Source organism: Altibacter sp., assembly GCF_019913785.1.
Lineage (GTDB): Bacteria > Bacteroidota > Bacteroidia > Flavobacteriales > Flavobacteriaceae > Altibacter.
Genome location: NZ_JAIOHK010000057.1, coordinates 18,237 through 32,466 on the forward strand (window position 1 = coordinate 18,237; position 14,230 = coordinate 32,466).

General features: G+C 39.8%; 15 protein-coding genes. 5 read left to right on the forward strand and 10 right to left on the reverse strand.

Translation table 11 applies throughout. The features are described 5' to 3' along the window. Positions 1-81: 81 nt before the first annotated feature. The 5 genes from K8F54_RS09515 (at position 82) to K8F54_RS09535 (ending at position 3,228) form a co-directional block, all read left to right on the forward strand. Positions 82-879, forward strand: coding sequence for a MotA/TolQ/ExbB proton channel family protein (locus tag K8F54_RS09515; protein ID WP_290790054.1), 798 nt, complete (start codon positions 82-84; stop codon positions 877-879). 18 nt (positions 880-897) lie between these two features. Further along, positions 898-1,323: a hypothetical protein gene (locus K8F54_RS09520; RefSeq protein ID WP_290790056.1), complete on the forward strand. Its 426-nt coding sequence runs from the start codon at positions 898-900 to the stop codon at positions 1,321-1,323. A 1-nt stretch (position 1,324) separates the two neighbouring features. Next, on the forward strand, positions 1,325-1,951 hold the full coding sequence (locus K8F54_RS09525; RefSeq protein ID WP_290790058.1) for a biopolymer transporter ExbD: 627 nt from the start codon (positions 1,325-1,327) through the stop codon (positions 1,949-1,951). 12 nt (positions 1,952-1,963) lie between these two features. Further along, positions 1,964-2,437, forward strand: a complete 474-nt coding sequence (locus K8F54_RS09530) for a biopolymer transporter ExbD (protein ID WP_290790060.1) — start codon at positions 1,964-1,966, stop codon at positions 2,435-2,437. Positions 2,438-2,526: 89 nt separating this feature from the next. Further along, positions 2,527-3,228, forward strand: a complete 702-nt coding sequence (locus K8F54_RS09535) for a porin family protein (RefSeq protein ID WP_290790063.1) — start codon at positions 2,527-2,529, stop codon at positions 3,226-3,228. Here K8F54_RS09535 and K8F54_RS09540 read toward each other — a convergent pair. The 10 genes from K8F54_RS09540 to rpsI form a co-directional block, all read right to left on the reverse strand. Next, positions 3,223-3,828, reverse strand: a complete 606-nt coding sequence (locus K8F54_RS09540) for a hypothetical protein (RefSeq protein ID WP_290790065.1) — start codon at positions 3,826-3,828, stop codon at positions 3,223-3,225. The two genes, K8F54_RS09535 and K8F54_RS09540, sit on opposite strands and share 6 nt — an antisense overlap. Beyond that, the gene (gene rpoN / locus K8F54_RS09545) at positions 3,828-5,294 is read right to left on the reverse strand and encodes an RNA polymerase factor sigma-54 (RefSeq protein WP_290790068.1); all 1,467 of its coding nucleotides are present in this window, start codon (positions 5,292-5,294) and stop codon (positions 3,828-3,830) included. Before rpoN ends, K8F54_RS09540 begins: the two co-directional genes overlap by 1 nt. Before the next feature lie 88 nt (positions 5,295-5,382). Next, positions 5,383-6,825: an asparagine--tRNA ligase gene (gene asnS, locus K8F54_RS09550; protein ID WP_290790071.1), complete on the reverse strand. Its 1,443-nt coding sequence runs from the start codon at positions 6,823-6,825 to the stop codon at positions 5,383-5,385. Between the two features lie 55 nt (positions 6,826-6,880). After that, positions 6,881-9,271 (reverse strand): efflux RND transporter permease subunit, encoded by a 2,391-nt coding sequence (locus tag K8F54_RS09555; protein WP_290790074.1) that lies wholly within the window; start codon positions 9,269-9,271, stop codon positions 6,881-6,883. 63 nt (positions 9,272-9,334) lie between these two features. Continuing rightward, positions 9,335-10,600 carry a DUF5686 family protein gene (locus K8F54_RS09560; protein WP_290790076.1) on the reverse strand — a complete coding sequence of 422 codons (1,266 nt, stop codon included), beginning with the start codon at positions 10,598-10,600 and terminating at the stop codon, positions 9,335-9,337. A gap of 80 nt (positions 10,601-10,680) precedes the next feature. Further along, positions 10,681-11,235, reverse strand: coding sequence for a ribosome recycling factor (frr, locus tag K8F54_RS09565; protein WP_290790079.1), 555 nt, complete (start codon positions 11,233-11,235; stop codon positions 10,681-10,683). A gap of 66 nt (positions 11,236-11,301) precedes the next feature. Beyond that, positions 11,302-12,009, reverse strand: a complete 708-nt coding sequence (gene pyrH, locus K8F54_RS09570; protein WP_290790082.1) for a UMP kinase — start codon at positions 12,007-12,009, stop codon at positions 11,302-11,304. A gap of 111 nt (positions 12,010-12,120) precedes the next feature. Continuing rightward, positions 12,121-13,086 (reverse strand): translation elongation factor Ts, encoded by a 966-nt coding sequence (gene tsf / locus K8F54_RS09575; RefSeq protein ID WP_290790089.1) that lies wholly within the window; start codon positions 13,084-13,086, stop codon positions 12,121-12,123. 102 nt (positions 13,087-13,188) lie between these two features. After that, a complete protein-coding gene (gene rpsB / locus K8F54_RS09580) occupies positions 13,189-13,971 on the reverse strand; it encodes a 30S ribosomal protein S2 (protein ID WP_290790085.1) in 783 nt (260 codons plus the stop codon). A gap of 176 nt (positions 13,972-14,147) precedes the next feature. Next, on the reverse strand, positions 14,148-14,230 hold an 83-nt coding region (rpsI, locus tag K8F54_RS09585; protein WP_290790092.1), incomplete at its 5' end, for a 30S ribosomal protein S9.

The window sequence follows — 14,230 nt, forward strand, 5'->3', positions numbered from 1 at the left end:
CGAAATAATAATCTTGGAGATTAACTAAATTATTTTATATCTTTAAACCTTTAACTAAAATCAAACTTTAAGTCGATAGCAATGAAAAAATTATTTTCTATTATGGCAATTGCCGCATTAGTATTTGCGGGATCCTTTAACACAACAGCTGCACAAACAATGCCTGCCAATGTTCAATCCTTGGTAACAGCGGCTACGGTAACAATCGTTCAAGATGAAGAGGCAGCTTCAGCCGAGGAGTCCCTAGGATTTCACCAAGAGATGAAAAAGCGTTTCATCGAAGGAGGTCCTGGATTTATGGGAATTGTACTATTGTGTTTAATTCTTGGTTTAGCAATTGCTATTGAAAGAATTATCTATTTAAATCTTTCTACTACCAATACTCAAAAATTAGCTGAAAATGTAGAGGATGCATTAAAGAGCGGTGGTGTAGAAGCTGCGAAGGAAGTTTGTAGAAATACAAAAGGACCTGTTGCCTCTATCTATTACCAAGGTCTTGACCGTGCAGACGAAAGCATTGATGCGGCCGAGAAAGCAGTTATTGCTTACGGGGGTGTTCAAATGGGACAACTGGAGAAAAACGTTTCTTGGATATCGTTGTTTATCGCTTTGGCACCTATGCTTGGATTCATGGGAACAGTAATTGGTATGATTATCGCTTTCGATAAAATTGAAGCAGCCGGAGATATGAACCCATCTTTGGTAGCCGGGGGTATTAAAGTAGCATTATTAACCACTGTATTCGGTCTTATTGTTGCTATTATCCTTCAAATATTCTACAACTATATCATTGCTAAGATTGATAGCATCGTAAACAGTATGGAAGACGCTTCTATTACGCTAATCGATATGTTAGTGGATTACAAAAACAAAAAATAATTTAAAATACACCACATAATGGGTTTACATAAAATTTTAAAAATTGTAGCACTACTCCTTAGTGTGGCGGGAATTATTTTCCTTGCTATGATAGTTTCTAAAGGAGATGATGCTGTAAGAGCAACCGGAGCCGGAGTGGATGGATTCATCTATGTAGCATATATTATGTTCGCCATGGTTCTGTTATTCGTTTTGGTGTTTGTGCTAAAGGGAATATTTGCAGGGAACATTAAGAAGACACTTATGACCGTTGGCGCATTCTTGCTAATTGTTATAATCGCTTATGTTATGGCCGATGGCGTTGAAACAACTATGCGTGATGGAGAAATCCTTTCTGCCAGTGGTTCGAAATGGGTAAGTACTGGACTGATAACATTTTATATATTGGCGTTCTTAGCAATAGGTGCCATGGTGTTCAGCGGAATTAAAAAAGTAGCAAAATAAGATGGCAAGAAGAGCAACACCCGAAGTTAATGCAGGGTCTATGGCAGACATCGCATTCCTGCTTCTTATCTTTTTCCTGGTGACAACCACTATCGAGAAAGACAAGGGGATTGCGAGACAATTGCCTCCTATGGAAGAACAAGACCAAGAAGACGTTATCATTAAACAAAAAAACTTGTTTATTGTTAACGTGAATAAGAGCGACCAATTGCTGGTTGAAGAAGAACTCATGGAGGTAAAAAACCTACGCCAAGCAGCTATCGACTTTTTGGATAATGGTGGAGCACCTTCAAGCAGTCCATTATACTGTAACTATTGTAAAGGGAAAAGAGATCCAGGATCTTCCGATAATCCGGATAAGGCTGTTATTTCAGTTCAAAATGACCGTTTAACATCCTATAAAATGTATATAACGGTGCAGAACGAATTAGTTGCAGCCTATAACTATCTTCGTGATAGGGAGTCACAAAGGCTTTATGGTTGGAAATTTACGGAAGTAAAAAAGGCAATTGATGAAGGCAGTATCAAGCCTGCCGATGCAGATCCATATCAAGAAAAACTGGAGAATATTCAAAAGTTATTTCCTTTAAAGCTCTCAGAAGCACAACCAAAAAAGCAAGGACAGTAAAAAGTAAAGACTATGTCAAAATTCACAAAGAAAAAAAGTAGTGAAGTGCCAGCAGTTAATACCGCGTCCTTACCGGATATTGTATTTATGCTTTTATTCTTCTTTATGGTTGTAACTGTGCTGCGGGAAGATAATTTGTTGGTACAAAACATATTACCTAAGGCAGATCAGGTGGAGAAACTACAAAAGGATCGTGCTGTGTATATTTATGCAGGGAAACCTAGCCAAAGATATCAGGAAAAATATGGTAGTGAAGGGAAAATTCAAATTGGTGATAAGTATACCGATGTTACAAACATTAAGTTTGCTTTAACCGAATTGAGAGCAAAATTACGCCCCGAACTTCAAGATAAGGTAATGGTTGCCTTAAAGGTAGATGAAAAGACCAATACAGGTCTTGTTTCCGACATCAAGCAGGAGCTACGAGAGTTAAATATGTTGAAAATTATCTACATAACTACTCCTGGAAACGAAACGCAAAATTAATTAGATTAAGTGTTAATATTAGAAAACGCCTTGATACAAATCAAGGCGTTTTTTTGTTTAAATTATATAAATACCGTTATCTTTAACTTATGTCTCGTAGCATTCAGTTTTGTTTTTTCTTCGTTCTGTTGCTGCTCGCCACCAAGAGTTTGGCGCAAAACACCATGACCAAAAGAGTCGACTCCTTATACAGAGAAGATCAGTTTTTTGTAGGTGTCACCTACAACCTTGTTACTAATGTTCCGGGAGATGTTAATATTCGAGGTCTTTCAGGCGGGTTTCAATTTGGGTATCTGCGAGATATGCCAATTAATAAGCGACGTAATATTGCCATCGCGATTGGAGCAGGGTTGACTTTCGACAGATATGGACAAACACTCTTTATTGGGGAAAACAATTCGGAAGAAACCATATTTACCATCCTTACCAATGATATCGATTACGATTCCAACCGTTTTAGTACGGCAACGATAGAGGCTCCTATCGAATTTAGATGGCGTACATCGACTCCTGAAACTTATAAGTTTTGGAGAATCCACGCAGGTTTTAGAGTAGGGTATGCGTACTGGTATCAATCCACTTTTAAGCAGCCAAATAACAATGTGACTCAAACCAATATATCCGAATTTGACCGTGTGCGCTTGGGTGCGACCTTGGCCTTTGGCTACAATACCTTTAATTTTTATGCCTACTATAGCATCAATCCTTTCTTCACCAATGCCTTAACAACCAGTGGTCAAACCGTCGATTTTAGAACCCTCAAAGTAGGTCTACTTTTCTATATGCTATAACCAGAAGTTTAATAAAATGATCTGGGGGAGAATTCCCACAAAAAAGCCTAGGACTAATTCGATCCCCGAATGTGATTCGGTATGTAAACGAGAGGAAGCAACCCATCCGTTACTAAAGAAGAAAAAGGCAATCCAAAAAAGCATATTTACCTTAAAATGGACACTTAGCGCAATGAGGAACATGGTTACGCCCGCAATTGCCATTTGATGCAAACTTATTTTAAACTGAAAAAAAACGAGTAATAGTGCGGTTATTGCCGAAAATAACACACCGACAAAAAAGTAATACAATTCCGGACTATCGTAAGGGTCAAACACCATTTTAATGATCAATAGTAATAGCAGGCATTGAATCATTAAGGGAAATTTTCGCTCCTGCACCGTTTCTAAATCGATGGAGGAAACAACCCGCAAGTTCTTCAGAAGAAAAAAAGTAATTAACGGAATGAGAAGCGTTATAATGATTACCGCAGCTAGTTTCGCCCGTACCAATTCCGGCTCGACATAACGAGGCGTAATGATAAAATATAGAAAGGTTCCCAGAAGCGGCATCAACAGGGGATGCAATAGGTAAGCTGCAATTCGGAGAAAGTAATTCATCAGATTTCTTTTCGAAGTCGGGCTACCGGAAGATCCAGCTGTTCTCGGTACTTAGCTATTGTACGACGTGCAATGGGATATCCCTTTTCTTTTAGGATCTTGGCCAGCTTATCGTCTGTCAGTGGTTTTCTCTTGTTCTCTTCTCCTATGGTAATTTCGAGAATTTTCTTTATTTCTCGAGTAGATACATCCTCCCCTTGATCATTCTTCATGGATTCACTAAAAAATTCCTTAATCAATTTTGTTCCATAGGGAGTGTCAACATACTTACTATTAGCCACACGAGACACCGTAGATACATCCATCCCAATCTTGTCGGCAATATCTTTGAGGATCATTGGTTTTAACTTGCGTTCGTCACCGGTAAGAAAGTATTCTTCTTGATGGTGCATGATTGAATTCATGGTGACGAATAAAGTCTGTTGCCGTTGTTTGATGGCATCTATAAACCATTTGGCCGCATCCAATTTTTGTTTGATGAAAAGCACAGCATCTTTTTGCGACTTCGATTTGTCCTTTGATTCTTTATACCCCTTAAGCATATTGGTATATTCTCTTGACACGTGTAATTCGGGAGCGTTTCTGCCATTCAACGTGAGGTCTAATGCTCCATCCACAATCCTTATGGCAAAGTCGGGAACCACATGTTCCACCATACGTGTATTCCCCGAATACGTTCCTCCCGGCTTGGGGTTTAGTCCTTCAATTTCATGTATCGCGTCCCGCAATTGATCTTCGGTAATGTCAAATTTCTGAATTAATTTCTGATAGTGCTTCTTTGAAAAATGATCGAACACATCTTCGATGATCTTAGTCGCAAGTAGTACCGAAGGCGTTTCTTCCTTTCTTTTTAACTGAATGAGCAAACACTCCTGAAGGTTTCGTGCACCTACTCCGGCGGGATCCAGATCATGCACAATCTGAAGCATCTTTTCAATTTTTTCTTCTGAAGTATATACATTTTGTGTAAACGCCAAATCATCCACGATATCTCGCAGGTCGCGTCTTATATAACCACTTTCATCCACACTGCCTACCAAAAAACGGGCAATTTCTTCCTCCTCCTCATCCAAGCGATAGGTGTTTAACTGCTGAAGCAAATACTGATTAAAGGAAGTCCCCGATGCATAGGGTGTTTCCCTGTCTTCGTCATCGGCGCTGTAATTATTTGACGAAAGCTTGTAGCTGGGCGTCTCATCATCACTAAGGTAATCGTCTACGTTGATGTCTGTTTCAATAACTTCTGATCCCTCGTTGTAATCCTCCTCGTACGCATCGTCCATGCCCATATCATCATCATAACTATCCACCTCATCCTTTCCACTTTCCAGTGCCGGATTTTCCTCCATTTCCTGAGAAATACGTTGCTCAAATGCCTGTGTTGGTAATTGAATCAATTTCATCAATTGAATCTGTTGAGGCGAGAGCTTCTGAGATAGTTTAAAATTTAATTGTTGCTTTAGCATAGTACTTACATACGTATTTATAAAGTTAAAAAAAACCAGCTACTTACAAGACGAAGTTGCCGGTTTTAATGTTTGGTTAACATCTTGGTTAAAAGGCTGCATTTCCCGGAGTCCGCGGATACGGAATCACGTCTCTAATATTACCCATCCCGGTTACAAACTGAACAAGCCGCTCAAAACCAAGTCCGAAACCACTATGTACTGCTGTACCGAATTTTCTTAGGTCCAAATACCAATACAATTCGTCCTGGGGAATCCCCATGTCTGCCATTTTCTGTTTTAAGACGTCATAACGCTCTTCACGCTGTGATCCTCCCACAATTTCACCTATACCCGGAAAAAGTACATCCATGGCTCTTACCGTCTTGCCATCGTCATTTAGACGCATATAGAAGGATTTGATCTCAGCCGGATAATCAAATAAGATCACGGGACATTTAAAATGTTTTTCAACCAAGAACCGCTCGTGCTCACTTTGCAAATCGGCGCCCCATGCTTCAATAAGGTATTTAAACTTTTTCTTCTGATTGGGTTTTGAATATTTTAAAATCTCGATGGCTTCGGTATAACTTACGCGTTTGAAGTTGTTTTCCAAAACAAACTGAAGTTTTTCCTTCAAGGCCATTTCACTTCGTTCAGCTTCGGGTTTATTCTTTTCTTCCTGAAGTAATCTGTTTTCCAAAAAGTCTAAGTCATCTAAACAATTCTCCAGTGCGTACTTAATAACATATTTAATGAAATCTTCAGCCAAATCCATATTGCCATCCAGATCGCAAAAGGCCATTTCGGGCTCAATCATCCAGAATTCGGCCAAATGTCGTGACGTATTCGAATTTTCGGCACGAAAAGTAGGACCAAAGGTATACACCTTGCCCAATCCCATCGCATAGGTTTCGGCTTCCAATTGTCCGCTTACAGTTAGATTGGTTTCTTTTTCAAAAAAATCTTCTTTAAAATTTACCTTTCCATTTTCATCTTTAGGTAGATTGTTAGGATCCAAGGCACTTACTCGAAACATTTCCCCGGCTCCTTCAGCATCGCTTCCGGTTATAATAGGGGCGTGCATATAGTAAAAACCATTGTTCTGAAAATATTCATGAACAGCAAAGGCCAATTTAGAACGCAAACGCATCACGGCTCCGAAGGTATTCGTTCGTACACGCAAGTGTGCTTGCTCACGCAATGTTTCCATGGTATGGCGCTTGGGAGATAAAATAGTCAATTTCACCTCTTCGGGATCGGCTTCTCCTAGTATCTCTAATTTGGATACCTGAATTTCCACCTTTTGTCCTTGACCCTGGCTTTCCACCAAGGGACCAGTAACAGCAATTGCTGCACCCACAGTCACCTTCTTTAAGGTTTCTTCTTCAAAGGCGGAGAAATCGACTACACATTGCAAATTATGAATTGTAGAACCATCATTTAAGGCAATAAATCGATTACTTCTAAATGAGCGAACCCAACCCTTAGCGGTAACTTCAACCAACGAGGGTTCACGGCCTAATAACTTAATTATCTCTGTATGCTGCATGCTTCAAATTTTGAGGGGTAAAGATACTTTTTAGTTGTAAAATGAACAACAAAACCTACTCTTCTTCGTCTTCATTTTCAGGGAGAATGGAAAGCGCCGGTTTTTTGAAGGTTTCTTTATTGGCAATACTTCGTTCAAGTGATAATAGTAACGAAGGTAACAGCAATAAATTGGCAAGCATCGCAAATAACAGGGTGGCCGAAACTAAAGCACCTAATGCCACCGTTCCTCCGAAACTGGAAATGGTAAATACTGAAAACCCAAAGAATAAAACAATTGAGGTGTAGAACATACTCACACCGGTTTCCCGTAGTGCCGCATAGACCGATTTTTTAATCTTCCAATTGTTCGCTATCAATTCCTGTCGGTATTTAGCGAGGAAGTGAATGGTGTCGTCGACCGATATCCCAAAGGCAATACTAAAGACCAAAATTGTAGAAGGTTTGATTGGGACTCCCAGTATACCCATTAATCCTGCTGTAATAAGTAGCGGAAGCAGGTTGGGAATTAAAGAAATCAAGATCATTCGTAAACTTCTGAACATCCAGGCCATAAAGAGGGCGATTAATAAAATGGCCAGGGATAACGATATCGCCAGATTGGTAACAAGATATTTTGTCCCCTTTTGAAAAACCAATGCTTTTCCGGTAATAGTCACATCGTAGCGGTCCGGGGGGAATATCTTATCGATCTTCGAACGCAAATCCTCCTCTATCCGGTCGAAGCGATCGGTTTTGGTATCCTTCATAAAGGTGGTGATACGCGCATATTGCCCGGTGCTGTCCACATAGCTTGACAGCAGATTGGTGCTTTTGGCACTGTTCTTTGCGTAGGACAACAAGAAGGTTCGCTCTTGACTGTTTGGAAGTTGATAGTACTCCGGATTATTATTGTAATAGGCTTGTTTTGAGTATTTCACCAATTCTACTACCGAAAGGGGTTTTGAAAGTTCCGGGACTTCTTCAAGATAGGTTTGGAGTTCGTCCATACGCTTCAAGGTAGCAAGTTTCATCACACCCTTTTGTCGCTTCGTATCGATGAGGATCTCCAAGGGCATAATACCTTCGTATTCGGTTTCAAAAAATTTGATGTCCCTATAAAAATCGGCCCCTTTTGGCATGTCTTCAATAAGGCTTCCGGAAATCTTTATGTTAAAGATACCGATGATGCTTACACAAAGTAAAACCACAGCTGTAATATATATAGCAATGCGATTTCCTTTTACCATTCGCTCCATCCAATTTACAAATCCGCCGATCCATTTTTTATTGAGATGCTTTAGGTGCTTATACTTGGGCACCGCCATATAGCTGTAGACTATGGGGATGATAAATAGACTTAGCAGAAATATGGCAATAATGTTAATAGAGGCTACAATTCCAAATTCTTTAAGTAGCTGACTATTCGTAAGGATGAAGGTGGCAAAGCCCGAAGCCGTAGTCACATTGGTCATTAAAGTAGCGTTTCCTACCTTCGAAATGACACGTTGTAGTGACTTGGCCTGATTCCCATGTTGTTTTATTTCCTGTTGGTATTTATTGATCAAAAAGATACAATTGGGGATACCAATTACAATGATAAGCGGCGGAATTAATGCTGTAAGTACGGTAATCTCGTAATGAAGCAATCCTAAAATCCCGAAAGCCCACATCACACCAATGATAACAGTAATCATCGAAATGATCGTCGCTCTAAAGGACCTGAAGAAGAAAAAGAAGATCAAAGAGGTAACCAATAAAGCCGCTCCAATGAACATGCCGATCTCATCGATAATATTTTGTGAATTCAGCGTACGGATATACGGCATGCCGGAAGTGTGCACCTTTACACCGGTTTCCTTTTCGAAAGCCTCGATATGGGGAATAAGAAAGAGGACGATAAAGTCTTTTCGGACTGCGGTATTGACGATGTCCTTTTTTAAATATATAGCCGTACGAACGGAAAGCTTATTTGGGCTGTACACCAATCCTTCGTAAAAGGGCAATTGGTTTAAAAGCTCAAATTGATAACCATCCAATCCTTTTTGATCAAAAACGGTATCCTGTATGAAGGGTACTAATTGAAATCCTGCGCTATCTGTTCGTTTTTCTAATTTCTGTAGATCGCCTATGCCAAGACTAAGTTCCACTTCATCAGAGGCACCAAGATCTTTCGTTAGCTTATTCCAAGCAGTGAACACTGCAGGGGTAAATAAGGTTGAATCCTTTACTCCAAGGACGATAAGGTTCCCTTCTTCACCGAACTCGGCTAAAAATTTATCGTATTCAAGATTTACTTGGTGATCGTCCGGCAGTAAGTTGGCTTCGGTATAGGTAAACCGCATATGCTTCCACTGCATTGCAAAAAACACAGTGATGGCAGCGATTACAATGAGGATTACGGCGCGATTCCGTAGTATAAAACGAGCGACCGCACTCCAAAATCCGATGCTAAACAGTTTGTCCAAATAATGCCGTTTTTGGGCAGCGCAAAGGTATTAAAATCCCATGCACTTAAAGAGTTAAGGGAATTATAATTTCAAATAAAAAGTGAATTTAAATGAAATATTATCTTCGAGGTCCGGCAGATGATAAAAACCATATCGATAGGCAAAGCTCAGTCCAAATCCGAATAGTATTTTGTTTAACTCAAACCCCGATTCAGAATATAATTCATTTAAAGTGTTGAAATCGATACCTATATGTTCCTCGGGGTTTCGAAGATCTCCCAAGGCATGTCGTGTAATAAAGACCAATTCGGGGCGCCATTTTTCGGTTAGGTTAAAGCGCCTTAGACTGTGTTTCACTTGTAAGGTGGCTAATTTATCTGAAAAGAATTCCCCAAAATACATGGTTTCGAAACTGCGTCTTCCCGCTACCGAAAAACGTTCCATCACCTCATCTTTTGTCGGACTGTTGGGATAGGCATGAAATAAATGGGTAAGTGGTACGTCTCCAAATGCAGCACTTCCTTCCAGTAAAATATTGGTAGATGAAAGATCGGTTCTTTTAAGGTAATAATCCAGTTTCAGCCCTAATTTGGTATAAGTAAAATCACTTTTTGCAATGCCTTTTATTCCCTGTGTAACTTGGGCGCTAATTTTAGGAAATTCGTCAAAGTATTCAATTCTTCCGTCTTCGTCAGTGAAAAAATTGTTTTTCGGACTTATACGTATGGAGGCAGTGGCTTCGGAGGTGTAATAATTATGGAAAACGGCATCGTCCTTTATAAAAAAATAGGATTCGATTTGGTCAATTTTACTCGAGGAAACCCTTATTTCAGAAAGAATCTTAGGGGTAAATTCGTGTTGTACATTTGCCTGCCAGGTGCGGTGTTTATAAAACTGGGTTATGTTGACCAGTCGAGGTTCAAAAACAGAATAGATCCTGGCATCGGTTAAAAAATTATAGGTGCCAATTTCCTGAATGTCATTTATATAATAGAGATTAACCCAGGTACTGCCCGTATTGTTTACTCTTAAACTTCCACCGGCGCTGTATTTGATGTCTTGATCCTTAAACCCTCTGGCGATATAACCACCTAGTTTAAAGTGTTTCGATAAACGGTCGTTGGTGATACCTCCAAACCCTAATCGAATTCCTTCATAGTTGTTGTATTTAATGAAATACCGCAAATCCACATCAAAAAATCCTATGGGATAAAAACCGGAATTGAACGGACTTATTTTTTCCTCTTTCCGGGTGGTTGTAGTATCCTTTTCAATCTGAATAGCGGGTTCTTGCGCAGAAACGATAAATCCTATGAAAAACATAAGAAGGATACATGCATTGCGCATAGGCGATGAGGTTGCTATTGGCTAAATTTTATAATAAAAGCGGTATCCAGCCGCTTTAATGGTTTTTGATGTAAATATTTTTAGACGGTCATGATCTCTTTCTCCTTATGAGCGAGAATCTCGTCTATTTTTGCAATATGATAGTCGGTCAATTCCTGAACATCAATTTCCATATTCTTTTTCATATCTTCCGAAACATCCAATTCTTTTATCTCGTTATTAGCGTGTTTTCTATCATTTCGAACCCCAATTTTTGATTCTTCGGCTTCGTGTTTTGCCTGTTTCGCTAATTCTTTTCTTCGCTCTTCGGTCAATGGTGGCACATTGATAATAACACTTTCACCGTTATTCATAGGGTTAAACCCTAAATTGGCATGGTGAATTCCTTTTTCAATTTCGGGGATTAGGCTTTTTTCCCATGGCTGAATGGTAATGGTCATCCCATCGGGAGTACTGACATTGGCAACCTGGTTAAGAGGAGTAGGGCTCCCGTAATAATCGACCATAACACCACCAACCATAGAGGGTGATGCTTTTCCTGCACGAATGTTTACTAACTTTTTTTCTAGATGTTGTATGGCGTTTTTCATCGCCTCTCGGGTACTGTCTAAAATAAACTTGATTTCTTCTTCCATGTTAAAATTTTTAAAACCTGTTTCCAAAAACTACGCCAAGCTTAAAGGGCAAGTTGCAAACAGAAGTTATAAATTCACTTTTGTCCCAATATTTTCTCCGGAAACGACCTTTAGTAAATTTCCTTTGGTGTTCATGTCGAACACAATAATGGGTAATTCGTTTTCCTGACTTAAGGTAAAGGCAGTTGTGTCCATCACCTTTAGTCCTTTCCGAAGCACATCTTCAAAACTAATAAAATCGAATTTTGTTGCATCGGTATTTTTTTCAGGGTCACTGGAGTAAATACCATCTACCCGTGTACCTTTCAAAATTACATCGGCTCCAATTTCTATTGCACGTAGTACTGCCGCCGAATCTGTAGTAAAATAGGGGTTTCCGGTCCCTCCACCAAAAATAATCACACGACCTTTTTCCAAGTGGCGAATGGCCCTTCTCCGAATAAATGGTTCGGCCACTTCGTTGATGTTAATAGCACTTTGCAATCGCGTAGGGACTCCTTCCATTTCTAAGGCACTCTGTAGCGCGAGTCCGTTGATTACAGTGGCCAACATACCCATATTGTCTGCCTGTACGCGTTCCATCCCTCGGCTGGCTCCGGCTACACCTCTAAATATATTTCCGCCACCAATAACTATGGCAACTTCCACTCCTTTATCGGTTATTTTTTTAATTTCCTCGGCGTATTCCTTAAGACGTTCCGGGTCTATTCCGTATTCTTGATTTCCCATTAGGGCTTCACCCGAAAGTTTTAAGAGGATCCTTTTATAGTGCATAGCGGTTGTTTACAATGACAAAAATAAAGAAAAATGTTGGATGAATCCTTGAAAATAAAAAACGCCTCTAAATAATTTTAGAGGCGTTTTATTTCAAAATAAAATGACTTCTTATACCAAAGAAACTCTTTTAAATCCAACTACTTCCACATCACCATATGTTTTAACATACTCGGCAACGCTCTTTTTGTCATCCTTAATAAAGTTCTGATCTAATAAGGCTTTCTCGTGATCTAGGGTGGTGTTGTCTGCGATAAAACGCTCGATCTTACCAGGTAGAATACGATCCCAGATCTGCTCCGGTTTTCCTTCAGCCTTTAATTCAGCTTTTGCATCGGCTTCGGCTTTGGCTAAAACTTCCGGGGTTAATTGTGATCTCGAAATGAATTGAGGTACATTTTTCAATGTTTTGCCCAATCTTCCCAACTCGATATTGTCTTTTTCAATCACGGCAATTCTTGCTTCCGTTTCAGCAGCAACAAATTCGGGAGAAAAATCTTTGTACGATAAGGTAGTTGCACCCATAGAAGCTACCTGCATAGAAATGTCTTTTGCCAATTCTTCAGCCTTGTTTACGTTTTTAGACAGGCCGGTGAGTGCGCCAATTTTGTTTCCGTGAATATAAGCACCCACAAAAGGAGCTTCCAGAATTTCAAATCCACCAATCTCGATCTTCTCGCCGATTACACCGGTTTGTTCGATCAATTTTTCTTCAACAGTGATACCGTCAAATTTCGCTTTTAAAAATTCTTCTTTCGAAGAAGTGTTTAAAGCGATATCGGCCATTTTTTGAGCCATCTCTACATACGAATCGTTTTTAGCAACGAAATCGGTTTCACAGTTCAGTGAAACGATCACACCTTTGGTCGCATCGGCATTTACCTTTGCAATTACGGCACCTTCGCTAGAATCGCGATCTGCTCTTTTTTCGGCTATTTTTTGTCCTTTTTTTCTAAGGATCGAGATTGCTTTGTCAAAATCACCTTCTGCCTCTACCAATGCATTTTTGCAGTCCATCATTCCGGCTCCGGTAGCTTGTCTTAGTTTGTTAACTTCTGCGGCGGTTATTTTTACCATTGTACTCATTTTTTTAAGTTATGATTTATAAAAAAGTCGTTTAATTTATTTTCAGTGAGAAAAAGAACCAAACGACTTTGATATGTTAATTGAATTCTTTTATTATTCTTCTTCGCTTGAGGCTACTGCCACAGTTTTTGCTCTTTTCGACTTAGGCGCTTTCGCTTCAACCGGAGCATCATCATCATCTTTACCCGATTTTCTTTCAGCAAGACCATCGATAATTGCCTGAGAAACAGATGCCATGATCTTTTCGATAGATTTTGAAGCATCGTCATTCGATGGGATCACGTAATCGATCTCACGAGGATCACTGTTGGTATCCACCATTGCGAAAATAGGAATGTTCAGTTTCTGTGCTTCCTTTACTGCAATGTGCTCACGTGTAGTATCTACAATAAACAAGGCCGCTGGAAGACGACTCATATCGCTAATAGAACCTAAGTTCTTTTCCAATTTCGCACGAAGACGATCTACTTGTAAACGCTCTTTCTTAGAAAGGGTGTTGAAGGTACCGTCTTGCTTCATACGATCGATAGAGGCCATTTTCTTAACGGCTTTACGAATCGTTACAAAATTGGTAAGCATTCCTCCGGGCCATCTTTCGGTGATGTACGGCATGTTTGCGTTCCCTGCTTTTTCAGCAACAATATCCTTGGCTTGTTTTTTGGTAGCTACGAAAAGAATTTTTCTTCCGCTGGCTGCAATCTTTTTTAGTGCTTCATTAGCTTCTTCTAATTTTGCAGCTGTTTTGTAAAGATTGAGGATGTGGATCCCGTTGCGCTCCATATAAATATAAGGAGCCATGTTTGGATTCCATTTTCTGGTCAAGTGACCAAAATGTACGCCTGCATCGAGCAGGTCTTTTACTTCTGTTTTTGCCATTTTGTAATAGTTTACTTTCTGTATTATAGATAGCAACCTCCGCAGTATGCGTATGGTTTAGATGCTAAACTAGTTTCCGCTTTAGGCGGATAACAGCGATTGTTAAAATTAAATATATGAACGTGTCAACACAGTTTGGGCAGCCCGAAAGAGATACCCAAACAGGTTGGGTATTTTTAACGTTTAGAGAACTGGAATTTCTTACGCGCTTTCTTCTGTCCGAATTTCTTACGCTCTACCATTCTAGGATCTCTGGTCA